This window comes from Pseudoalteromonas sp. H105, assembly GCF_001469215.1.
GTDB lineage: Bacteria > Pseudomonadota > Gammaproteobacteria > Enterobacterales > Alteromonadaceae > Pseudoalteromonas.
Genome location: NZ_LOFH01000001.1, coordinates 282,025 through 306,727, shown reverse-complemented (window position 1 = coordinate 306,727; position 24,703 = coordinate 282,025). Strand labels below are relative to the sequence as shown.

Below are 24,703 nucleotides of genomic sequence, written 5' to 3'. Positions count from 1 at the left end.
CTTTTCTACTTTTAATGATTAATTAAACAATTATTGTGCTTAATTTAGACAAAAGGATGTTTTTTAGTATTTGCAGTGGAATATATAGAATAGAAACAAAAATGCCAACCGAAAGGTTGGCATTTTGATAAAAAGCATAGGCTGTTGTACGCTTAACCAGCATCCCTAATCGCCAATTGCGCTGTTGTTTCCACTTCTTTTGGCGTTGTAAATACGATAGATAAAAAGCCGCTTGTGCTTTTATTAGGTTCAGCTTCACGGCTAATAGATAATGCAATGCCATGCGCAGCTGTTGCGGCACTTTCTAACATAGCAAACCCTGTTGAACCACTGTATTTACCATTATCTGTGCTAATAGCAACCGCTGTACCTGACGGGATTGGGTTGTTATAACGATCTGAGTAATAAAGAGCAAATGATAGTGCTTCAAGTTCATTATTATCACTTGGTGTTAAATCAATCGTTCCTAAATCACAAAAATCAGGTTGTGCTGTTGGCTCTAAAGCAACCACAAGTCCTGTTGCACTCTCGCCTGCAACACCATAAATAGAGTTACAGCTGTCAATATCCAGCCCTAACTGAACCGCATTTGCAGTTAAAATAGTGTTTCCATCGCCATCAAGTATTGGATTATCCTCATCGTCAAGCTCTATCTGAGCTAAGCGAGATGCAAACTGATTTCGCAGTTCAGCTTTTAATACCACAAATCGACTATAAACTTGGCTGCCAGACATGATAATTTCAAATGATTCACGTACATCAACAACATCTTTTGTACACAATGTTTCAAACGTATCACCTGGTGATGGCGATGTTGCCGCTTCGGTGCACAGAAGGCCATTATACTTACCGTCAGCCAATGTGTGCATACCATTGAGGTCTATATCAAAATTTTCCTCAAATTGACCTGCATTGGTATTTTCTGGGCTACATGGATCATTTGCATCCCCTTCCTGACAAAAGCGGGCATCTTGTTCAACTTCTGCAGTTATAGGGTTATAAATTGCAGCTAAACCGTCATATACACCATTTTCGTTGTGATCTACAAACGCTTCAGCTAAGTCATATCCGCTGTAATATTCGTTAGTATCAAAACGGCCATTGCCATTAATGTCAATAAACGACTCTTGACCCTTTGCGGTAACTAATACTGTTGCGCGCCCACCCAATGGAACTCCATTTTCGAATGTCGCTGCATTTAAAATACCTGCCATACAAGGTGCTGCAGTATTAAAATATAGATCACAGTTAATGTTGTTGGTCTTAGGGTTAATCGAACTAATCTGGTTGCCCCATTTAGCGTCTGTAAATGGTTTTGGGTTTTGGCCTCGCCATTGAGCATTACAAGCACCATCAACTGTTCTACATTCAAGCTGTGGATTAAAGGCTGTACCATCTAGGGTACCTACAGCACCACCTTCGGTTGTTAAATAAACGGCAGTACCATCTGGCACTGGGTTATTGAAGTGATCGGCCAAATAAACGGAAATCTCATTTAAATCGCCAATATAATCAAGCGCTTCAATATTTATAATCGCTGAGCCTGCAGTAAAACTATTACCATCAGGTAAACCTGAGCTAATTGACACTAAGTCCGATACAGTTGTTACTTGCTCATCAAGTGCAACAAGTGATAAATCGCCAGTTGGACATGTGGTATTTGGTGCTCTTTCACCTTCATCTTTTAAACACTCAAGGTAAAGGTCTTGCCAACAGGTAACGTTATTTGTTTGTTCTGCTGGTATTTGATCTTCAGGAATATAGCAAGCTTGAACCCGAACAGCCATAGGAACAAAACCAGCGTTTACTTGAACACGAGCTAAACCTTCAGCATCGGTGAAAACACTTGAGTGAGAGAGGCTAATCCCCCCGTTGGTTGAGCTTAAACGAAAGTCCATTCTGTTACTTTGAACTTCTTTCCCTATTTTGTCTTTAAGTTTAAAGGTGATTTCAGATGTTTCTGAGCGCCCTTGTCCACCAGTTCCCTTCAGGGCAATTACTGGTTCGCTTGCGTCTATAAATTCGATTGATTCAATAGGGGCTGTTGATACTGGAATATTAACTGTCGCTATAACCGGTGTTCCACCTGTTAATACATTTGCTCTAACAGTATCACCTTGCGCTGCATTACAGCCATCTGTGCGATAAGTCGCTGTGGCAACACCACTCACACTGGTTGTTGTCGTGTCCATAACCGAGGTATTATTTTGTACACAACCAGAAGTAAATTCCACATCAAGCGGTGATACAACTAAATTACCTGAAGTATCAAATATCTTTACAGTAATGACCGTTGTTGCACCGGCACCTAATGGGATAAATTCACCTTCAATGATGTTACCATCAGCATCAAGCTGATTGTAAAGACCATTATCAATGGTAACGGTTAAATCAGCAGTCGCAATTTCAAATGCTTTTTGATTCGAGGCCGATTTTGATGTGGCTGTTATTTGGCCAGCCCCACTATTCGCACCAGGCTGAAGCTTTAATAGTGCTAAGCCAAAGTTATCGGTGAGTGCTTTACCAGATTCTGGGAGTAAACTACCTAAATCGGTTGTTGTTTCACTTATAATGCCTGCAAAACCATCACCTGAACTGGTATCAGTTACTTTGACTAATACGTCAATCAGCTCTTCAGATGAAAATTGATTTACTTCCGTGCAACCAGAGCTCAAATACGTAGATTCAAGGGAAACCGTATTGCGGTTACTGTCCCATCCTTCATTACACCCTTGCAACAGCTTAACGTCGACATTTGCGACAGCCGTTTCAACTGACGCATCGTCACCGCTTGAGATAAAACCGATTGTTTGTGTTATGCCCACATTTTCTTTCGATGTGTAAGAAGCAACGACTTGGCCTGCGCCTTTTAATAAACCACTGCTGAGGGTTACTTTCGCCTGGCCGTTTTCATTTGTTAGCGCCGTGCCTAATTCTGGCGTAATTTTACCGGTAAAATTAGCTACAAATCGAACAAGCTCTCCCACTAATGGCGCGCCGCTTTGTGTTAATGTGGCTGTTACAATACCTTTATTATCTTTACTAACAGGGTTTTCATCAGTAAACGCAGCACCCGATTGATCCACTATATTAAGCGCGAGGGAAATTGTGCCGTTACCTGTTGCATCGCCTGCCGACGTAAATGCAAATGTGTTTGAATATGTAACTCCATTAAATGTGAAGCGAGCTGTTATTTCTCCCGCACCCGCAACAGAACCAGCTGTGAGCAGTATATGAGCAATGCCATCACTGCCTGTTAATGCAGTACCTGAGCTTGGTGTTAACGAACCAATGCTATCAATCAAAGAGAATGTTATTCTTTGACCTGTAATTAGTGTATCACCTTGTTTTAGCGTTGCTCTAATATCAAGAGGGGCGTCATTAGTAACGCTATTTGAGAGTTGCGTGCCGGTTTCTGTATACCCTTGTAATGTTAGTGTAAATGCTTCTTCCGTGACTTGGTCTTGATCACCACTAGCGCTAAATGCAAAAGAGTCAGAGTATGTCCCGCCATCAATAATAATTGTTGCCGAAACTTCACCTGCTCCTTCAATGGTACCTGCCGTAATATTTATACGTGCAATACCATCGCTGTCAGTAACAGCGGTACCTGATATTGGATCTAATGTTCCTACTCCATCAGATAAGCTAAAGGTAATCCGTTCGCCTGCAACTGCATTATTATTATTTTTGAGTTGCGCTAATATCTGTAAAGAATTACTACTCGTAACCGTGTTAGATTTTTCACCCGTTGATGTGGAGTACCCCTGAACCGCGAGGGTGTAAACAGATGTTTTATCACCGTCTTTTTCAATTGTTCCACCACCGCCACATGCAGTGATTAAAAAACTGAATAGCATAACACTTAGCCATCGCATTAAAGGCATTGACCTCTCCCTAGCGTTTGTTATTAATTATTGAAATAATATATTTACCCAATATTAACCTATATCTGGCACGAAAATCACAACTTTTTAAGACTTTATTTGTTGTTTTTGTTATCACACTTTTTTTTACATATTTATCGATTTTTTCTGTATAAAAATCTGCATGCTGGTAGGCTATGGCAAATTTATAAAAATAGATTGTAACTATGTCGAAAATCCGTTCAATGAGTTTAACTAGCCGTATCATGATTGGTATGTTTCTAGGTGTACTGGTAGGCTTTGCATTTCAGGCTATTTTAGCTGGCGAAGACGATTATCTAATCCCGCTTGGGTTATTCTCTTTGCCAATTAAAAGCTTTTTTGTAGATGGCTTATTTCATATAGGTGGACAAATATTTATTGCAAGTTTAAAAATGCTTGTTGTGCCGCTTGTGTTTGTTTCATTGGTATGTGGTACTTGTAGCCTCAGCGACCCAAAAAAATTAGGTCGCTTAGGTGGTAAATCAATTGGCTTATACCTAATCACTACAGCGATCGCAATCACCGTTGCAATCACGCTTGCATTACTTGTAAACCCAGGTGAAGGCATTAACCTTCCCAGTGAAGCCACCTTCGCAGCAAAAGAAGCACCGACTCTTGCCCAAGTCATTATCGATATGTTTCCGACTAATCCAATTGATGCAATGGCCAGCGGCAATATGTTACAGGTTATTGTGTTTGCATTACTCTTTGGTATTGCAATGGCTTTAAGTGGTGGCGCAGGTAAAAGAGTAGCTGTGGTGTTTGAAGATTTAAACACCGTTATATTAAAACTTGTGACACTATTGATGAATGTAGCGCCGTATGGTGTATTTTGCTTAATGGCTAAACTGTTCACCACCATCGAGCTTAACTTAATTGTTAGTTTGGCCAAGTACTTTGGTGTTGTAGTCGTTGCACTATTTATTCACGCTTTAGTTAATTATTCTGTTTTATTTAAACTATTAACAGGTTTGAACCCGCTTACATTCTTAAAGAAAATGCGCCATGCGTGTTTATTCGCTTTTAGTACATCAAGCTCCAGTGCAACGATGCCTATTACGTTAGAAACAGCAACTAAAAAGCTAGGTGCAAATAATTCTGTCGCTTCTTTCACTGTTCCTCTGGGCGCGACAATTAACATGGACGGCACAGCCATTATGCAAGGTGTTGCCACTGTGTTTATCGCACAAGTTTTCTCTGTTGATTTGACTATTTCAGATTACCTAATGGTTATTCTCACAGCAACATTGGCTTCAGTAGGCACGGCTGGTGTGCCTGGCGTTGGCTTAATTATGTTAGCCATGGTTCTTAACCAAGTTGGTTTGCCTGTAGAAGGGATAGCAATCATCATTGGCGTTGATCGCTTACTCGATATGACCAGAACAGCGGTCAATGTTACGGGTGACTGTATGGTCACCTGTGTTGTAGCAAAGTCTGAAGGTCAATTAGATGAAGCGGTATTTAATGATCCAGATGCTGCAAAGGATTTAGAAGATTATCATAAGTCTACCGATTCATAATGTAGACTTTTGATAAAAAAACCCGCCTTGTTGCGGGTTTTTTATTGGCTAAAATAAAATCACGGGTTCAGACTTTTAAACCGAGAAAGTATAGAAATACCTGCTCTGTTCATCGTGTTGCTCAATCCAATTGCAAACTTATCACTGAGTGATTTTTTCACTTTATAGTGTACTTTATAAATTTGACATGATTGCTGATGCGCTAAAAGCGTGTCATCACTGGTCTCTATTTTATCAACAAGCCCTTTTTCAATCGCTTGAGTTGCAAACCAATGCTCTCCTGTTGCAACGCTATTAATCTCTAAACTCGGTCGCTGTGTACTAACAAATGATTTAAATAAGTCATGTGTATGCTCTATTTCATCACGAAACTTTTCACGTGCCTTATCGGTATTTTCTCCAAACAAGGTCAGTGTACGCTTGAACTCGCCTGCCGTAATTTGTTCAAAATCTATATCGTTCTTCTTTAAAATTTTATTAAAGTTTGGTATTTGAGCAATCACACCAATCGAACCAACAATAGCAAATGGTGCGGCTACAATTGTATCTGCAACACACGCCATCATATAACCACCACTTGCAGCAACCTTGTCAATTGATACGGTTAAATGAATACCCTTACTTTTCAAACGTTGTAATTGTGACGCGGCTAAACCATAACCGTGAACAACACCGCCTCCACTTTCAAGCCTAACAAGTACCTTATCAAGCTTAGGATCAGCAATTGAAATGATTGCTGTGACTTCTTCTCGTAGACTATCAACTTCATGCGCATCCATACTGCCAATAAAGTCAATCACGTATAAACGAGGCTTGGTCACCTCGTCATCACTTTGTTCCTTTGCATGCGTTTTCTGTGCTTTGTGATGCGCTTTAAGTGCTTTTTTTGAAAGTGTATTTTCAAGAAAACTTGAATTTAACTCATCAAGCTGTTCTGACACATCTTCAATATCTATTTCACCTTTTTTTGCCTTAGGCTTGACTGCTGTGGCAACAACAATGATAGCAATTGCTCCAATCGCTATAACAAAAGTAACTGTTTTTGCTAAAAATAAACCGTACTCGTAAAGAAATTCCAACGCTCATCTCCAAAATAAATTTTCCCTAATTTAACCGAACTTGAACTAACATGCCAATCAAACACAAAAAAGCCACTTTTCAGTGGCTTTTTATTGGTTGGATTAAATTATGTTTAGTTGGTTACAACATCTGTGTTTGTAATTAATAGAGCTTTACCACGCGTAGCCAAGTAACTTGCAATTTGTAATTGCATCTCAGTCGTAGCAGCAGCACTGCCTTCAACTGTTGCACCAGAACCTTGTGCTGGAGTTGGTGTTAGCACAGAGCTATGATGACCTTTAGTAAACTGCACTAAGTAACTCATACCGTCATCCGTAGGTGCTTGTGACTGTGCTACTGTCGCCAGCCCCATCAGTTTAGCTAGTGGTAATGAACCGGCTATTGGGTTAATTGATGTCGTTGGAGGAATAACTTGGTCCTGTTTATTACCTTCGCCATCCCCTACCACCACATTCATATAAACTGGTGTGCCAAGTGCATTAACAGCGGCTGCGTAATTGGTTGGATCACCACTATCTAACGCTGTTTGAGATGCAAACGCAAACTGTGTCATAACGCCTTCGATGTTTGCAAGTTTTGCAGTCTCACCAGCCACAGTTAACGACGTTACATATTCATTATAGGCACAGCTGATGTAAGCCTGTTGATTTGCAGCTAATGCACCACAATTAGATACTGCTTCATTTGACATATAGCTAACAAATTCAGCCGATTCTGTCGTACCTGCAGACGCTAAAACAGAACCCTGAACAAATGGTCCAAAGCTAGCTGACTCTAGTAAGAAACTGGCTAAACCACCACCACCACTTGCCAATGCAACAGAATTCACTTTGAATAATGGATCGACTTGATCAGCGAGCGGGCTATTCGCTTGGCTAATAAAAGCAGGTGCCACAACTGAACCCAATGAGTGACCAATGAATGAAACATCCATCGTATTTAAAGATGTATCATTGATGAAGTTAAGACCAAGACGTAAGCCTAATAGATCAGCTGAAGACTGTCTTAAATTATCTCGTGCAACAAGCAATGATTGAAGATTCATATACGCAAGAACTGAGCCTGTGCTTGCGTTAAAATCATCGGTGCCGTCACCATCAACATCAATACCACGTTCACCATGAACAGGATGGTCAATTGCAACTGTTGCAAAACCTTGCATCGACAAAGCAGCCGTTAGTGCAAGCATGTCTTCTTTTTTAGACGTAATGCCATGCTGCATAATAACAACGGGCCAACCGCCTTCAGGCATTACCAACTCATCCATGCCTAATTGAGCACGGATCCCATTCAAAACAGGTAAAATTGGTTTAGTTACTTGAACTGGCACATTTGCCATGCTTTGTACTTTTGGTATTGAATTATACTTTGTTAAATGCTTTGTGCTATCTAAGCCTAAATCACGCAAACGGCCTTCACTCAACGCAGCACACGTGCCGTCATTAACTGAAATTGGTTCATTTGGAAAAGCATCACCTGCAGCCGCTTTATACCCTAAAACAGCCACAGCGTTATCACACATACCTTGCCAATATGTATCAGCTAGGTCTGAAATTTCTTTACCTGTCGGTGTTGCCAAATACATTGGTAGCATCACACCACCTTTTTGATATTGCACACCAGAAAACACTGGCGATAAACCCGTAATTCCTTGAGAAGCAAAAACTTGAGTAACATTCAGCATTGGTTGCTCAGGCACTTGAACTGCAGGCGTTGGTAAACTCGGTTGAGCTAAACTTGCCGCCAGTAACGATTTGATTGTACTTAGCACAGGTCCTGCTGATTGAATGGTCATTGCAGCAGAGTATATGATCTCATCTTTTGTAATGCCGCCACCCGATACAACCGTATTTTCATAGCTGTTCACTGCTCCTTGAAGCGCAAGTTGCGACGCGGTAACCAATGGCGCTTCTTGTTTAACTAGCCCATAAGTTGAAGATGGTTCAATTGAACGACCAAGTGAGTCCTTTAAACTGGTAGTTAAGACATTTATATATGAACTGCCAGCCTTGAATGGTTTCAATGGAATAACAGCAACACCATTACCACTTGGTTTAGTAATAAAGTCAACACCAAAGCTTAACTCACCGACTAATTTACAGGCAGTACCTGCAGGTGCTTGTGAGCATTCTGCATCAGTTAAGCTTGCACCCATAATTACTTCAAAAATACGAACAGCGCCCGGTACTGAAGCCGAAGCTGGATCTAGGCTAATACCTTCTGGTACATCACTGCTGACAAATGAAGGCATGACTAAATCAATTTTATAAGGAACTTGGCTTGACCAACCATCTAGTGCACCAAGTGCTAATGATGGATTAGCATAAGCATTACGAGGAACGGACACACCGTCATCATCAAGTTCACCAGGAATGTTTAGCGTGCCATCTTTTGTACCACTCATTAATAAGTCATTTGGTACAGAAATAACACCATTTGAGGGATCAAAGCTGACAGTGGCAGTAGGTATGATCGGTGGCGTATCGTTTTTAATATCTTCTAACGTTTCACCGCCGCCACAACCAGTTAGTACAGCTGTAATTGAGAGTGAGAGTAGCATTTTTTTCATATGATTTGCTCCGCGCATAATCTTATTTTTATTGTGTGTTCAGTTGTATAAGTATAGTTAATGTTTCAAATATAATGCCAAAGTTACAGTCATAAAATCGTTAAAATATTGTAATAAGTTTATTAATGAGACATTAGACCAGTTAAAGTTAACGTAAAGTTTCAACTTTCGCCACCTAATTTTACAATAAATTCGATAACTTGGTGTTTTGCTATGTTAAAATCACAAAAATTGATTCTTTGGGTACTCTATTATGCAAACTTACAAAGCCGCCGAGAACGCGCTGCAAGACAAAGTAATTCTGATAACTGGTGCAGGTGATGGTATAGGCCGGGTCGCTGCCATAACCTATGCTAAGCATGGAGCAACGGTTATTCTTCTTGGTAAAACCACGCAAAAACTTGAATGTGTCTATGATGAGATTGTTGCGCTTGGCTACCCTAAACCAGCTATTGTTCCAATGGATTTAAAAGGGGCTACAAAACAAAATTTCCGTGATTTAGGCGCCACTATAGAACAGCAATTCGGAAAATTAGACGGCCTACTAAATAACGCTGGGATCATTGGCGCACTCGGTCCATTAGAACATTTTTGTGCATCTACATTTGACAACATAATGAAAGTAAATGTTACGGCGCAAGCAATGATAACTAAATACATGTTTCCTGTTCTTCGTAAGTCACCCAATGCCTCCATTATATTTACGTCTTCAGGTGTGGGCCGAGAAGGGAGAGAGTTTTGGGGTGCCTATGCCATTTCGAAATTTGCTGTAGAAGGCATGATGCAAACATGGGCAGCAGAAGTAGGTAAAACAAACATTCGTATTAATTGCATTAACCCAGGTGCAACGCGAACCACTATGCGAGCCACTGCATACCCAGGAGAAGATCGCGATAAACTGGCCACCCCTGAGGATTTAATGCCGACTTACCTTTATTTAATGAGTGATGATTCTAAAGAAATTAATGGACAGTCTTTGGATGCACAAGTTAAAAAGCCTGCATGATAAATTAGATCTAAAAAGCCGCTATAAAGCGGCTTTGATATTTGATAGTTTACTACTTAACGGCGTTTAGTTTGCTTCACGCGGTTATTGTGCTTTTTAACAGCCTTGCGGATCTGGTTTATTTTTGCACGTTTGTCTTTGCGTTTTTCAGGCATGACAGAAAGCTTAGTTTGCGTTTCACGGCCTAGTTTTACCGTTTTACGTAAATAGTTAACCGTTTCTAAATCTAATTCACTCCAACCGCCTTGAGGTAAACGCTTATCAAGCTCTAATTTACCGTAACGAATACGTATCAACCTTGAAACATCAACATCTTGTGATTGCCACAAACGGCGTACTTCTCGGTTACGACCTTCAGTCAGTGTTACGTTGTACCAACGATTAATACCTTCACCACCCAATGGTTTGATATTCAAAAATTTGGCAACACCATCTTCAAGCTCTACACCTTTGGTTAAGTTCTTGATTGTTTCATTGGTAACTTCACCAAATACTCGTGCTGAATACTCACGTTCAACTTCGTAGCTAGGGTGCATCAAACGATTTGCTAATTCACCATCATTGGTAAACAACATTAAACCTGCTGTATTAATATCTAATCGACCTACCGCTATCCATCGTTCACCATCAATACGGGGTAAACGGTCGAAAACAGTGCGTCGCCCTTCAGGATCTTTACGCGTACATAGCTCTCCTTCAGGTTTGTTATACATAATAACGCGGCAGATACGTTCTGCTTTTTCTTCAATTTTTACCGTGTGGCCGTCAACACGAATTTGGTCTGTTTCTTCAACACGGTCACCCAATTTTGCCACTTTACCATTTACACTCACGCGATTTGCGTCAATGTATTTTTCCATTTCGCGGCGCGAACCCACACCTGCTCTTGCTAGTACTTTTTGTAACTTTTCACCTTGTATACTCATTCGGATAGTTCTCTCACAGAAGGATCACTCAATAACTGGTCTATCTTATTTGTCTGCTGTGTTGGCAGATCAGGTAAGTTATCCAGATCAGTTAACGAAAAATAATCTAAAAATTGTTTTGTTGTCGCATAAAGGGCTGGTTTTCCAGGCACTTCTTTAAAGCCGACCACATGGACCCAATCTCTTTCGAGAAGGGATTTTATTATACCAGAGCCAACAGCCACACCACGTACTTGCTCTATTTCACCACGCGTTATTGGTTGGCGATAAGCAATTAAAGACAACGTTTCTAATAATGCGCGTGAATATTTAGGGGCACGTTCTTGGAATAAGTTATTTAACCAAGGGGCAAGACTTTCACATGCTTGAAAACGGTACCCATTGCCCACTTCCACCAAACGAATTCCTCGCGTTTGATAATGTACTTGGATCTGCTCTATCGCTTGATTTACACGTGCCATCGAGACACTTAAGTCAGTTAATACAGTGTCTTTAATGTAGCGCTTATTTAATGGTTTTGGTGCAACAAATATCGCCGCTTCAATGATTTCAATGAGCTGTTCATCACTTAATCGTTTTGTCGCCATTTATAAAGCCATCAATTGTTATGTGTGGTTCTGATTAACCACCCATTATGACAGATCACGCCAAAGGTTGGAAAAATTATTATCTAAAAAGGCAAAATAATAATCGTTGCCCGTGCTTACCATATCTGACTGCTTCAATGTCAGATACAGCATTAAAAGTATTTAAACGCTACATTAAACACGTACTAGTTTATAGTTGTATTTAACGGTGTATTCTCGAGAATGAGCGAGCTGGGTGAATTTAACCCACAAAAAAAGCGCTACTTTAGCGCTTTTTATTCAAACTAAGCTATTAAATAGCCGCGTTTTGGTAACGCTTAACAAAATCAGTAACAACTTCACCATTACAACGAAGTGAATTTAGGTTACCAATTTTTGCACGCACTGGCTCAAGGCCTTTTTTCACTGCAGTAATACACAATTGCGTTTCTGTTTGATCGTTTTCAGCAAACACTTCTATCAACTTTACATCACGGTTTTTCATTTCAACTTTTTTTGCAATTGAACGAATATCTTCACCATTACACAATATGCTTTGTGAATAACGAGATAAGAAAATACCATGCTTTGACGCTACTTTACGCGCAACAGAGAAACCTTCGTTTGCACTAATTGAGCACAATTTTGATTCAATTTTCTTATCTGCACTGAAGTACTCAGCAGCTTGAGTAACGTGTGAGAATGATACTGTTGCAACGAAAATAGCTAAAAGTTGTTTTTTCATGATTTACCTGTATTGAATTGTATTGAACGGGTGAATTTCGTGCATTATATATACACAAAAACACAAATCAACTGAATAATTCATTTAATATACTATTTAATGAGAGGTTAACAATGTTTAATAATTAATCATCATTTGTACAACAATAAACCAACTTTTAGTAATGAATAAGCACATGTATCGCACACGATTTGATGATAGAATTTAATGATAAATATTCTTTTTTTAGGCCAACAATATGAAAGTCATTTCATTTAATATTAATGGGCTTCGTGCTCGCCTTCATCAGCTTCAAGCAATCATTGATAAACATCAACCAGATGTTATCGGCTTACAAGAAATCAAAGTCCATGATGAGGCTTTCCCACTCGATGATGTTCAAAAAATGGGCTATCACGTCTATTTTCATGGCCAGAAAGCACATTATGGTGTCGCGATGTTATGTAAAAGTGAGCCAAAGTCGGTTTTGAAAGGGTTTACTACAGACACTGATGACCACCAAAAACGAATGATTTCAGTAACGCTTACACAAGAAAATGGCCGTGATCTAACAGTGATGAATGGTTATTTCCCGCAAGGTGACAATATTAATCACGAAACCAAGTTTCCATACAAAAAGCAATTTTACCAAGATTTAATGACGCACCTTAATAACAACCATCGAAATAATGAGGACGTTATTGTGATGGGTGATATTAATATATCGCCTACAGATTTAGATATCGGTATTGGTGAACCAAATAAGAAACGCTGGTTAAAAACAGGAAAGTGTTCGTTTCAACCCATTGAGCGACAATGGCTTGCAACATTGCTTGATTGGGGATTTAAAGATACCTTCCGTGAACTTAACCCTGACACAACAGATCAATATTCATGGTTTGATTATCGCTCTAAAGGCTTTGATGATAATCGTGGCCTGCGCATAGATGTGGTCCTTGCAACACCTTCTTTAGCCGCTCGTTGCATAGATACGGGAATAGATTATGAATTAAGAGGGATTGAAAAGCCCTCAGATCATGCGCCTATTTGGTCTACGTTCTCTCAATAGTATGTTAACTAATCCCAACACTCTCTCGCTGGTTAGTCAAAACATGCAACTGAGCCTGTGGTTCGTTGTTGGGGTTGTTGTGTGGCTGGGATTTAGTAAACACTATTTTAGTAGCCTATTTACCCAGCCCGCTCGGCAAATTGGCGTGCTCTCTTGTGCTTTAATTTTTACTACTTTATGGCAAATTAGAGCGGGAATATTACCTGGCCTTGAACTGCATATTCTTGGTGCTACAGCCATTACCTTAGTGATAGGTTGGCGTTTTGCTTTATTGAGTGCAATGCTTGCGAGTTTATTGCTCGTTGTTTTTTCACAATTACCCATTTCACTATTTAGCTTACATTTATTGTTCACTGGCTTTTTACCAATACTTATTAGCTACGGCATATTTGTCATTTGCTACAACCTATTGCCCCGACATTTTTTTATTTATATTTTCGTATGCAGCTTTCTATGTGCCGCACTTGTCAGCTGCCTGAAAATAGTAAGTCTGAGTGCTTTCCATTATTTTAATGGTACGTACGATTGGTATGAGTTATCAGAAAATTACATGTACCTATGTGCAATTATTTGGTTTCCCGAAGCCATGCTAAACGGCATGGCTATATCGCTACTTATTACTTATCGCCCACACTGGGTGAAAACCTTTTACGACAAGGACTACCTAGACTCATGAGTCTCGCTTATCAGTGCCCCCTTTGCAAACACACTTTATACTCAGATATGAACACATTGACGTGTACTAACAATCATCGTTTTGATTATGCTAAAGAAGGCTATATCAATTTGCTCCCTGTGCAACAGAAAAATTCAAAGCAGCCAGGTGACAATCTTGACATGGTACAAGCAAGACGTGCTTTTTTAACGACTGGACACTACCGGTTTCTGCAACAAAAAGTGGCTGAACTTGTTGCCTCGGTCAACCCTGAAAACGTTATTGATTTAGGGTGTGGTGAAGGGTTTTACACACAAGCAATCGCGAGTCTTGCTAATGCAAATGTATACGGCTTAGACATTTCAAAATCTGCGGTAAAATATGCAGCAAAGCGCTATAAAACATGTAATTTTAGTGTCGCATCGATAAGCCATGCCCCTTTTGCTGACAATGAAGCAAATGTGTTAGTCAGTATTTTTGCACCTTTATTTGAACAAGAGCTTAACCGACTCCTCACACGCCATGGTTCATTAATAGTGGCAAGCCCTGGCCCATGGCACTTGAAAGAACTAAAGCAGTATATTTATAAAGAGGTAAACGACCACTCACCAATAGATGTTCCTGCTCACTTTGAGTTAGTTGCACAGGATTTAATAGAACAGAAGGTGGAGCTCAACTTCACTGACGTGAAAAACTTAATTACTATGACACCGTTTGCGTGGAAATTTAGACCTGAACACTGGCAGATGCTAGAACAACAAGGTGAGCACACCGTCACCTTGTCGTTTTATGTTAGCCACTTTAAAAAAATGTGACTAGAGATTTTCTTTTGTAAACGCACGATCCATCTTTTCAAACATGTCCGTTAAAAGACGTGCCAAATCAACATAACGTGGTTTGTTTTTGATTAAAGAGCCTTCATACCCATTGGCCACCATTTTAGTATGGAGCTCTTTAAACCAATGTTCTGTCGCGGGCTCTAAATTTGTTTCTGCTCGCTTTCCTAACCACAGCAATCCTTGCAATGGGAGCGATAAGAAAAATAGCGCAATAGCAATTGCTTGAGGTAAGAAATCACTGCCAAGGTAATTGATCTGCATAAACAATGTGATCATGGCCAGTATTGGCATTACGGTAATTGCTAATTCCGTTGCTTTAATAACTTTAAATTCTGCAAATAATGGGGCTAGCTCTTTGCGCATAGGCCAACTTTTTGCGTATTCTCGACCAGTTTGGACTTGTGACATCACACTGTTTTGCATCATAACTCCTCGGTGTCGCTGGTTTAACGGTTTAACTCTACGAGTGTACCATACTCAAAACGACATTCCTTTGTAAAATCTAATTGCTTGTTAACCTAGCTAAAGCTTGAGTTTAATCAAGGTTATGGCTAACGTTAAATGTATAAATGCGTTAAAATATACAGGCATTAAATCAACTAGACTTTAGTTTAATCATAGTTGGTAATCGGCAGATTACTATTTATCTTTAACCTACTTATTGTGACGCTCTTGTGTTTATTCAATGCGCTAGGTTAATGCGCACTTACTGTTATAGCCAAAATGAGACCTATTTATGCCTTTGCTACCAAATTCCTCACACCATGTACTAGTGCTTAATTGTGGCAGTTCCAGCCTAAAATTTGCAATTATTGATGCAAATTCTGCTAATGAAATTATTTCAGGCCTTGCTGAACGTCTCGGATCAGACACACCTTCTATTAAGTATAAGTATCAGGGTAAAAAGACCGTGTTAGATCTTGCAAGCGGGCAAGCTCACGCTAAAGCAATAGATACTCTGGTAAACCTTGTTAAAGATCACAATTTAGCTGACAATTTAATTGCTGTAGGACACCGTGTTGTGCACGGTGGGGAACATTTTACAAAATCAGTGCTCATTGATCAGTCTGTTATCGATGGAATAACTCAATCGGCTACACTCGCCCCCTTGCATGGCAAAGCGAATTTACTCGGCATTGAAGCAGCTAAAGCTTCATTTAAAGGGCTTCCACAAATAGCCGTCTTTGACACTGCCTTTCATCAATCAATGGATAAAGTCGCGTATTTGTATGCGTTACCTTATAAACTTTATACACAACATGGTGTTAGGCGCTATGGATTTCATGGAACCAGCCATTATTACGTCGCCACACAAACAGCTGAACTATTAAATAAGCCACTAGCGCACAGTAATTTTATCAGTGCACATTTAGGTAACGGCTGTTCAGTATGCGCAATAAAAAATGGTAAAAGTGTTGATACCAGTATGGGGTTAACACCACTAGAAGGTTTAATAATGGGAACTCGCAGTGGTGATATAGACCCGGGCTTGTTTAACTTTTTAACCACGCAATTAGACTACACAGCTAAACAAATTGATGATTTGCTCAATAAGGATAGTGGGTTATTGGGTATTAGTGAACTCTCAAACGACTGCCGTACAATTGAAGAAGCAGCCCTTGCTGGAAATGAAAGAGCTAACCTTGCGCTGGACATGTTTTGCTATCGGCTTGCAAAGCAAATAGCCGCATTTATGGTGCCTCTGCAACGATTGGATGCACTTATTTTTACCGGGGGAATTGGTGAAAACTCAGATCTAATTCGCAGTAAAGTAATTAAACAACTAGCCTTTTTAGGCCTTGATTGCGATATCCAAGCAAACTTAGATGCACGCTTTGGTAGCCAAGGTATCATCAGTTCTGAGAATGCAAATACAACAGCCGTTGTTATGCCCACAAATGAAGAGTGGGTAATAGCCCAAGATGCAGCAAACATCGCACAGGAGCAATAAAATGGCCCGTAGAATAATGTTAGTGCCTATTTCGACGGGTGTTGGTTTAACATCAGTGTCTGTAGGGTTAGTTCGTGCACTTGAGCAAAAAGCAGTAAAAGTGAATTTTTTTAAACCCATTGCCCAACCTCGCTCTGGAGAAACCGGCCCTGAGAAATCAACTCAAATCGTCACGCAAGGCTCTCCAATCACCCCTCCGGCTCCTTTTGCACTTGATTATGCAGAGCAAATGATTGGTGATGGAAAAGGTGATGATCTATTAGAAGAAATTGTTGAGCGGTTCGAAAACACCATCAGTAATGATGAAGTTGCCATCATAGAGGGAATGGTCCCCACTCGTCGCCAACCTTATGCAGGGCGTGTAAATCGTGAGATTGCACAAACCTTAGGGGCTGAAATTGTATTTATATTAACCCCAGGTAATGATAGTAACGATCAAATAGAAGATAAGTTAGAAATAGCAGCTGGGTATTATGGCGGTGTTGGTCATGCAAGGGTGCTTGGATGTATCTTTAACAAAGTAAACGCCCCGCTAGATGATGAAGGGCGAGCTCGCGCAGATTTAGTTGATTCTCACAACCCTGAGGCGCTAGAAAACGAAGTCAATCGTTTAGCCTCATTGCCTTTATTTAGAAAGCACCCATTTATGTTACTTGGCTCAATACCATGGGATTTTGAATTAGTTGCACCTAGGGTAAAGGATTTAAGTGCATATTTAAAAGCCGATGTATTGAACGAAGGTGACATGGCCCATAGGCGACTACGACGCGTTACTTTTTGTGCACGTACAGTATCGAATATACTTAATCATTTTACTCCTGGCGCGTTACTTGTGACCCCAGGTGATCGGTCTGATGTGCTGGTCGCTGCTTGTCTATCGGCAATGAATGGCACTAAAATAGGCGCGATTCTACTCACGGGTGGCTTTAAACCTGAACCACGCATTATGACATTGTGCGAACAAGCCATGGCGACGGGTTTACCTATATTGTGTACCCAAGCTGATACTTGGCGTACATCACTTTTATTGCATAACTTCAATATGGAAGTACCGTGTGATGACATTCAGCGTATTGATAAAGTTAAGCATCATAATGCCAGCTTCATCGATTCCGACTGGTTAGATACGCTTGCTAAAAGTGTTGGAAAAACACGTAAAATGTCGCCACCTGCTTTTAGGTATTTACTCACAGATAAAGCACGTCATGCCAATAAAACGGTTGTATTGCCTGAGGGGAACGAGCCTCGTACCATTAAAGCAGCAGCAATTTGCGGCATACGTGGTATTGCAAAAACTGTTTTATTAGGTGATAAAGAAGAGATTCTCCGCATTGCGATGCAACAAGGTGTTGAACTTAATGAAAACGTAACAATTGTTGAGCCTCAATTCGTGCTACAAGACTATGTTGCTCCTATGGTAGACATACGAAAAACGAAAGGGCTAACCGAGGTTGTAGCTCTGGAGCAATTACAAGATAATGTCGTCCTTGGTACAATGATGCTAGAGCAAGGCGTTGTTGATGGTTTGGTCTCCGGTGCGGTTAATACAACTGCAAACACCATAAGGCCGCCACTCCAATTGATTAAAACAGCACCGGGCTCTTCATTAGTGTCTTCTGTATTTTTCATGCTGTTACCAGATCAAGTACTTGTCTACGGTGATTGCGCCATTAACCCAGACCCTACAGCAGAACAACTCGCGGACATTGCTATTCAATCAGCGGACTCCGCAGCGGCATTTGGTATTGAGCCTCGTGTTGCGATGATAAGCTACAGTACAGGCACTTCAGGTACTGGGGCTGATGTTGAAAAAGTGCGTGAAGCAACCAAATTAGCCCAACAAAAACGTCCAGACCTTATCATTGACGGCCCACTGCAATACGATGCCGCTATTATGGAAAATGTAGCGTTGAAGAAAGCACCTAATAGCCCCGTTGCAGGGAAAGCCACAGTGTTTATTTTTCCGGATTTGAACACTGGTAATACAACTTACAAAGCTGTACAACGAAGTGCTGACTTAATTAGTATAGGGCCCATGTTACAAGGAATGCGAAAGCCGGTGAATGATTTAAGCCGTGGTGCATTAGTGGATGATATCGTCTACACCATTGCACTGACAGCAATCCAAGCCGAACAAGTTGCTAATCTCAAGTAATCTGTATGTGTAAAGTAAGCCCTACGCTTACTTTACATTTCATTCGTTGTTTATCTACCCAATAAAATAAGAATTTTAAAATTAATGAGTTACAGTGGTTATACCTATCTAACCCCATTGTTATCCACAGAAACTGTGGACAAGATTGCGCTTTTATTCAGTGCTTTTTAGCTATACTATTCAATACATAAAAGTTGAATTTTAATAAGGGTCTATAATGTCAAAGCAAACATTACAACTCCATAGTACCGTATTTACAATACACAGCCTTGATGTTGATAGCCCTATTCCAAACGATTTGTTTAAACAACATATTTTTTTCATTTCTAAAACACATGATGAACTGTCTATTGTATGCCCAAGTAGTTTTAATATTGATAGTTTGGATGCCGAACATAACTGGCTTGCCTTGGAAGTGGTCGGTCCGTTAGGTTTTTCACTCACCGGTATTATGGCAAATATATCTGGCGTATTAGCCAGTGCCAGTATTTCAATTTTTGCACTCTCTACCTACGACACAGATTATGTATTGGTCAAGAAACAACGTATTGATGACGCCATTAAAACATTAAAAAAAGATGGTTATACTGTGCTCAAAGAGCCAATCTAATAATGAAAAATATTGATATTACCTTTTCACCAAAAGCACAAACTGATCGCACTAATCTACACATTACCAGCCCATTTACAGGTAAAGTGAGACCACTGTGTGAACACCCTGAACCTTTTTTCAAATTCGGCACACTGGGTCCAGGCATCATCGTTGAGTTAACAAGCCACAAAGTGCTAGCACCTTTCGATGGTGTGCTAATTCAAGTAAAAAATGCAGGTACGGAGTTTGTATTACAAGCAAAAAACGGCCTTAAAATACTGATTAACTTACATATTGATCAAGAAATCGATATGTTACATACACACATAGCCCAATTAAATGGGAGTAAAATTGTCAGAGGGCAACGACTTGCCTATTTTGATCTGCGCAACCTAAATACCCCACTTTTAGCCACTCTTGTTCTATTAAATGGGCATCAATTGACCCCTATCCATTACTCCCTATCTCATGTGAGCGCAGGGATAGACACTTTATTAACGTTAACCAAGAAGAAATAATATGACGACTCTTTACGGCATTAGCAATTGCGACACAATTAAAAAAGCTAAAAAATATTTAACTGATAATAATATCGAATTTTCATTCCATGATTATCGTAAAGACGGCATTTCGAAAGAAATGATTACCACATTTTCACAACACATTGACTGGGAAGATCTTCTAAATAAGCGAGGCACTACTTATCGTCAACTAACGGAAGAACAAAAGCAAACGCTTAATAAAGACAATACACTCGCTTTATTAGTTGAACACCCTGCGATGATCAAGCGCCCTGTTTTGATTCATGCAAATTCGTACTATTTGGGCTTTAAAGCACCACAATATGATGAGATTTTTTCAGTATGAATCATCCTGTCATTGAATTAGCGCAAGCACTCATACAACGTCGCTCAGTAACCCCTGAAGACGCTGATTGTCAACCAATGATGAATCAGCGCTTGCAAGCTATAGGTTTTAATATTGAGTCTATGTTTTTTACCGACACGCTCAACACCTGGGCCCGCAAGGGAAATACTTCACCACACTTTTGCTTTGCTGGCCACACTGATGTTGTGCCAACTGGACCAGAAAAAGACTGGCAATATCCACCGTTTTCAGGCCTGATTGAAGATGGCATGCTACATGGTCGTGGTGCTGCAGATATGAAAGGGTCTTTAGCTGCAATGATTGTCGCAACAGAACGCTTCATTGCAAAGCATCCTGATCACAAAGGTTCTATATCCTTTCTAATAACGTCTGACGAAGAAGGTCCATTCATCAATGGTACAACGCGTGTTATTGATACATTGGAAGAACGCAACGAGAAAATTGATATGTGCCTTGTTGGTGAGCCATCTTCTAGAAATGCGCTTGGTGATGTAGTCAAAAATGGGCGACGCGGTTCATTAACCGGTTTTTTAACGGTAAAAGGGATACAAGGTCATGTTGCCTACCCTCACCTAGCTAAAAACCCAATTCACCTAGCGGCTCCTGCACTGTCACAATTGAGCCAAACGCAATGGGATACGGGTAACGAATTTTTCCCCGCAACAAGCTTTCAAGTATCAAACATTAATGGTGGAACAGGTGCTGGTAATGTAATTCCAGGTGAGCTTGAAATTCAATTTAATTTTCGATTCAGTACCGAAGTCACGCATCAACAGTTACAACAGCAAGTCAATGAAATACTGCAACAACACGATTTTGATTACGAGTTAAAATGGATTGTGAATGGACAACCCTTTATCACTGAAGGTGGCCCTTTGATTGAAGCCACCACAGCTGCAATTAAGAATGTAACAGGCCGTGATACTGTACTTGAAACATCAGGCGGTACTTCAGATGGGCGTTTTATTGCTCAAACAGGCGCTAAAGTAATAGAACTTGGCCCGCGTAACGAAACAATTCATAAAGTGAATGAATGTGTCAGTACCGATGACCTGATTGAATTAAGTGAAATTTACGAGCAAATTTTAGAGCAACTTCTAACATGACAATGCGCTCTCTTACTCCCTCACAATTAATTGCATGTGCAACCGGTTGCAGTGATGATCACTTAATAGATATTGGCCGCCACCGTGTGCATGCACAGATTGCTGATGATTTTAAAGCATTGCAACAAGCAGCAAAAAAAGCCGGCTTTTCGTTGGCTATTGCATCAAGTTTTAGAGATTTCAACAGACAAAGTGCCATTTGGAATGCGAAGTTTTCTGGAAAACGGCCTGTTTTTAATAAACAACAAGTCGCTATCGATTTATCAACGTTAACCGATATTGATAAATGCCATGCCATATTACTTTATAGCGCGCTGCCTGGCGCTAGTCGTCATCACTTGGGAACTGATATTGATGTATATGATGAAGCCGCGATAGCTGCTGATTATGAACTACAACTAAACCCACACGAGTATAGCGAGACAGGTCCATTTGCTCTGTTAACGGCATGGCTCGATAACAATTTAAAAGCATACGGTTTTTATCGCCCTTATCAAGACGACCTTGGAGGTGTCTCCCCTGAGCCTTGGCATATTAGTCACATAAAACAATCACAGATTATGTGTAGCCAAATAACCTTAGAGGTGATTGAAAATCAAATAAAATGCAGCGATTTACTGGGTAAAGAAGCAATCGTAAAACATTTGCCCACCCTATTTAATCGCTATGTAACTAATGTTGCGCCGATGCCGATTTAGCCTTTAAAAAAACCAGTACAGCGCCAAGTATTACGGCGCTTGCAATTATAAAATGCAATGTGACGTTTTCATTTAAAAAGATGACACCCGCGATAGTAGCGATGACCGGCACTAATAATTGGATAACTGCAGCTTGGCTACTTTTTAATAATGGCATTGCAACATACCACAGACTGTAACCTAGACCTGATGCAAGGCTACCTGAGAGTACAGCCAATAAAATTCCCTCCCAACTAATACCTGACAATGCACTAAAACCTACAATAAGCATCACAGGAACAATAAATAAGCTTCTAAAAAAATTTAACGCTGTCGCTTTAAGCGGTGCCTTACATGCTTTACCACGTATACTGTATATGCCCCACGCTATGCCACTAAGCATCATTAATAAACCCGGTATCAATGAAGGTGCCTTTGTGGAGGGCATCATTAAATAGATGAAACCACCTAAAGCAATTAGGAATGCTAGCCATTGCACATTAGAGAGCCGTTCTTTTGAAAATACTCCCCAGCTGATCATTGTTAGTTGTACCGCAGAGAATAAAATGAGTGCACCAGTTCCTGTATCAAGATCGACATAAGCAATAGAAAAACAAAGCGCATAAACCACCAAACTCAAACTACTTCGCCAACTCCCTTGTTCGTCACGAACGTCATTATTTGAGCTGGCTTTACTATAAGTACTAATAAATAAAATAAATCCTAGACACATCGCACCACTTACCAAACGTAACCCTGTGAAATTCCATGCATCTATATGCCCATTTACAAGTGCTAATCGACACAGTAAAGAATTTGCTGCAAAAGCGATAAGTGCAAATAAAGTATAGAGCGTTACTTTCAATTTATTTCCTTTGATGGGTGTACTGATTCAAACAACATCTACATTATTTACAGTCATGAAGGCTTACTATGACTTTCATATTAAAATACGTCATAAACATTAACAGTTTTAATAAGACCTCGATATACAAATATTAATTTCATAACGCCCGTTTGTACGATTTTTTACATTGTTTATCATCGAAGGTTAATCAGACTATGCTAATGTGTAGATAATTGATTAAGGAGCAATATGTGCGTCGCAGTGTCGTTTTATGTTTGAGTTTATTACTAAGTGGCTTAAGTGGTTGCAGTACTATAGGTCTCACTGACTTGTTTACAGATTACGCCACTCAGGTGACCCCTGTGCGCCAGGCAATCAGTGCAAATAACGTAGACCAAGCACAACAACTTTTACCTAATAATGGGTTATCACATAGTAATTATTTATTAAACCAATTAGAAACTGCACGCCTTAAAGAGTTGAGCAATCAAAACGCCAGTGCGCAAATTAATTACGAAGCCATCTATTTACAAATGCAAGACTTCCGCCAGGCAGCAAAAATAAGGGTTTCAAGCTCATTAGAACAAGGTAATGCGCTATTAACAAATGATTCGGTCATTGAATACATACCCGCACCTTATGAAATGAGTATGTTACACAGTTATAAAGCACTGAATTATGTTTACCAAAATGACATCGAAAGCGCGTTAGTTGAAGTGCGCCGGGCAAATAAAGTTCAAGTGGATGCATTAAATGAGAACAAACAAGAGATTGACTCTGCAATAAAAGACGCACAAAAATATTACCCAACCATGTCAGAGATTACGCTAGATGTAAGAAATGGATATCAAAATGCGTATACATTTTATTTATCAGCCTTGCTTTATCAGAGTAGCAAGCAGTTTGACGATGCCTATATTGATTATAAAAAAGCATTAGAAATAAATCCAAGTAACGTATACCTCCAACAAGATGTTATGCGCTTAGCTAAAAAGCAAGGGTTTAAGCAGGATCTTGTTGAATATGAAAAACATTTTGGGCAATTAGAACAACCCAAAGAGACTGGTGAGGTCATTGTTTTTATTGAGCAAGGCTTAGTCCCTAAAAAAGATGAATTTATTTTACAATTACCAATTTACACTTCGAAAGGTGATGCTCGATTTTATAGTTTAGCTGTACCGGTATATAAGGGAAGCGCATTTATTCCAACAATCAGCCATGTCACTATAGCTGACAAATCACTGCCTATTGAACCACTTGTGCGCATTGAGGCACTTGCAGCAAAAACGCTAGAGTCGCAAGCCCCTGCAAGAATGACTCGCCAAGTGCTTAGACTGATTGCCAAAGAAAAAGTGCGAGCAGAGCTTGCTCGAAGCGGAGGCGACGTGGGTAATATTTTAGCAAACATTTATAACTTAGCGTCAGAGCAAGCTGATACCCGGAGTTGGTCTACCCTGCCTAATCAGATAAGCATTGCAAGGCAGAATATCTCACCGGGTGAACACACGCTAAAAATAGGAAACAACCAACCAAGCATAAAATTTACGGTTAGTAAGCAGGGGTTAACATTGATCTATCTAACCTCTATCAATAACTACTTTAACTCTCATGTAGTGCAACTTTAG

At 40.0% G+C, this 24,703-nt stretch carries 21 protein-coding genes; 13 read left to right on the top strand and 8 right to left on the bottom strand.

Going from position 1 to position 24,703, the window contains the following annotated elements; translation table 11 throughout:
• Positions 1-152 precede the first annotated feature (152 nt).
• Positions 153-3,887 carry a hypothetical protein gene (locus ATS75_RS01355; protein WP_058558630.1) on the bottom strand — a complete coding sequence of 1,245 codons (3,735 nt, stop codon included), beginning with the start codon at positions 3,885-3,887 and terminating at the stop codon, positions 153-155.
• 206 nt (positions 3,888-4,093) lie between these two features.
• Between ATS75_RS01355 and ATS75_RS01350 the strand changes: the two genes are divergently transcribed.
• Positions 4,094-5,428 (top strand): dicarboxylate/amino acid:cation symporter, encoded by a 1,335-nt coding sequence (locus tag ATS75_RS01350; protein ID WP_058558629.1) that lies wholly within the window; start codon positions 4,094-4,096, stop codon positions 5,426-5,428.
• A gap of 59 nt (positions 5,429-5,487) precedes the next feature.
• Here ATS75_RS01350 and sohB read toward each other — a convergent pair whose 3' ends face one another.
• The gene (sohB, locus tag ATS75_RS01345) at positions 5,488-6,507 is read right to left on the bottom strand and encodes a protease SohB (RefSeq protein ID WP_058558628.1); all 1,020 of its coding nucleotides are present in this window, start codon (positions 6,505-6,507) and stop codon (positions 5,488-5,490) included.
• A 113-nt stretch (positions 6,508-6,620) separates the two neighbouring features.
• On the bottom strand, positions 6,621-9,077 hold the full coding sequence (locus tag ATS75_RS01340) for a VolA/Pla-1 family phospholipase (protein ID WP_058558627.1): 2,457 nt from the start codon (positions 9,075-9,077) through the stop codon (positions 6,621-6,623).
• A 253-nt stretch (positions 9,078-9,330) separates the two neighbouring features.
• Here ATS75_RS01340 and ATS75_RS01335 point away from each other — a divergent pair, with 253 nt between their 5' ends.
• Entirely contained in the window at positions 9,331-10,083 is a 753-nt protein-coding gene (locus tag ATS75_RS01335; RefSeq protein ID WP_058558626.1) for a YciK family oxidoreductase, read from the top strand.
• A 56-nt stretch (positions 10,084-10,139) separates the two neighbouring features.
• On the opposite strand, the gene rluB is transcribed toward ATS75_RS01335, so the two are convergent.
• The 3 genes from rluB to ATS75_RS01320 all read right to left on the bottom strand — a co-directional run bounded on the left by rluB (position 10,140) and on the right by ATS75_RS01320 (position 12,320).
• A complete protein-coding gene (gene rluB, locus ATS75_RS01330) occupies positions 10,140-11,009 on the bottom strand; it encodes a 23S rRNA pseudouridine(2605) synthase RluB (protein WP_058558625.1) in 870 nt (289 codons plus the stop codon).
• The gene (gene scpB, locus ATS75_RS01325) at positions 11,006-11,596 is read right to left on the bottom strand and encodes an SMC-Scp complex subunit ScpB (protein WP_058558624.1); all 591 of its coding nucleotides are present in this window, start codon (positions 11,594-11,596) and stop codon (positions 11,006-11,008) included. Before scpB ends, rluB begins: the two co-directional genes overlap by 4 nt.
• Before the next feature lie 292 nt (positions 11,597-11,888).
• Positions 11,889-12,320 carry a hypothetical protein gene (locus ATS75_RS01320; RefSeq protein ID WP_058558623.1) on the bottom strand — a complete coding sequence of 144 codons (432 nt, stop codon included), beginning with the start codon at positions 12,318-12,320 and terminating at the stop codon, positions 11,889-11,891.
• Positions 12,321-12,558: 238 nt separating this feature from the next.
• On the opposite strand from ATS75_RS01320, the gene xthA reads away from it, so the two are divergent.
• Genes xthA through ATS75_RS01305 form a run of 3 tightly spaced genes read left to right on the top strand, consistent with a single transcriptional unit; the run spans position 12,559 to position 14,838 of the window.
• A complete protein-coding gene (xthA, locus tag ATS75_RS01315) occupies positions 12,559-13,368 on the top strand; it encodes an exodeoxyribonuclease III (RefSeq protein ID WP_058558622.1) in 810 nt (269 codons plus the stop codon).
• A gap of 43 nt (positions 13,369-13,411) precedes the next feature.
• Positions 13,412-14,044, top strand: a complete 633-nt coding sequence (locus ATS75_RS01310) for an energy-coupling factor ABC transporter permease (RefSeq protein ID WP_152996167.1) — start codon at positions 13,412-13,414, stop codon at positions 14,042-14,044.
• Positions 14,041-14,838 carry a putative RNA methyltransferase gene (locus ATS75_RS01305; RefSeq protein WP_058558621.1) on the top strand — a complete coding sequence of 266 codons (798 nt, stop codon included), beginning with the start codon at positions 14,041-14,043 and terminating at the stop codon, positions 14,836-14,838. The genes ATS75_RS01310 and ATS75_RS01305 overlap by 4 nt, the downstream gene beginning before the upstream one ends.
• On the opposite strand, the gene yfbV is transcribed toward ATS75_RS01305, so the two are convergent.
• On the bottom strand, positions 14,839-15,285 hold the full coding sequence (gene yfbV / locus ATS75_RS01300; protein WP_058558620.1) for a terminus macrodomain insulation protein YfbV: 447 nt from the start codon (positions 15,283-15,285) through the stop codon (positions 14,839-14,841). It lies immediately after the preceding gene.
• Positions 15,286-15,598: 313 nt separating this feature from the next.
• Between yfbV and ATS75_RS01295 the strand changes: the two genes are divergently transcribed.
• The 7 genes from ATS75_RS01295 to ATS75_RS01265 all read left to right on the top strand — a co-directional run bounded on the left by ATS75_RS01295 (position 15,599) and on the right by ATS75_RS01265 (position 22,252).
• Complete coding sequence (locus ATS75_RS01295) at positions 15,599-16,813, top strand: acetate kinase (RefSeq protein WP_058558619.1); 1,215 nt, start codon at positions 15,599-15,601, stop codon at positions 16,811-16,813.
• A 1-nt stretch (position 16,814) separates the two neighbouring features.
• A complete protein-coding gene (gene pta / locus ATS75_RS01290; RefSeq protein WP_058558618.1) occupies positions 16,815-18,968 on the top strand; it encodes a phosphate acetyltransferase in 2,154 nt (717 codons plus the stop codon).
• A 217-nt stretch (positions 18,969-19,185) separates the two neighbouring features.
• Positions 19,186-19,578, top strand: coding sequence for an ACT domain-containing protein (locus tag ATS75_RS01285; protein ID WP_058558617.1), 393 nt, complete (start codon positions 19,186-19,188; stop codon positions 19,576-19,578).
• Positions 19,579-19,580: 2 nt separating this feature from the next.
• A complete protein-coding gene (locus ATS75_RS01280; protein ID WP_058558616.1) occupies positions 19,581-20,078 on the top strand; it encodes a PTS glucose transporter subunit IIA in 498 nt (165 codons plus the stop codon).
• A gap of 1 nt (position 20,079) precedes the next feature.
• Positions 20,080-20,427: an ArsC family reductase gene (locus tag ATS75_RS01275; RefSeq protein ID WP_058558615.1), complete on the top strand. Its 348-nt coding sequence runs from the start codon at positions 20,080-20,082 to the stop codon at positions 20,425-20,427.
• A complete protein-coding gene (gene dapE, locus ATS75_RS01270) occupies positions 20,424-21,554 on the top strand; it encodes a succinyl-diaminopimelate desuccinylase (protein ID WP_058558614.1) in 1,131 nt (376 codons plus the stop codon). Before ATS75_RS01275 ends, dapE begins: the two co-directional genes overlap by 4 nt.
• A complete protein-coding gene (locus tag ATS75_RS01265) occupies positions 21,551-22,252 on the top strand; it encodes a M15 family metallopeptidase (RefSeq protein WP_058558613.1) in 702 nt (233 codons plus the stop codon). Before dapE ends, ATS75_RS01265 begins: the two co-directional genes overlap by 4 nt.
• Here the strand turns inward: ATS75_RS01265 and ATS75_RS01260 are convergent.
• Positions 22,227-23,096, bottom strand: a complete 870-nt coding sequence (locus tag ATS75_RS01260; RefSeq protein WP_058558612.1) for a DMT family transporter — start codon at positions 23,094-23,096, stop codon at positions 22,227-22,229. The genes ATS75_RS01265 and ATS75_RS01260 overlap by 26 nt on opposite strands.
• Positions 23,097-23,329: 233 nt before the next feature.
• Between ATS75_RS01260 and ATS75_RS01255 the strand changes: the two genes are divergently transcribed.
• Positions 23,330-24,703, top strand: coding sequence for a COG3014 family protein (locus ATS75_RS01255; RefSeq protein ID WP_058558611.1), 1,374 nt, complete (start codon positions 23,330-23,332; stop codon positions 24,701-24,703).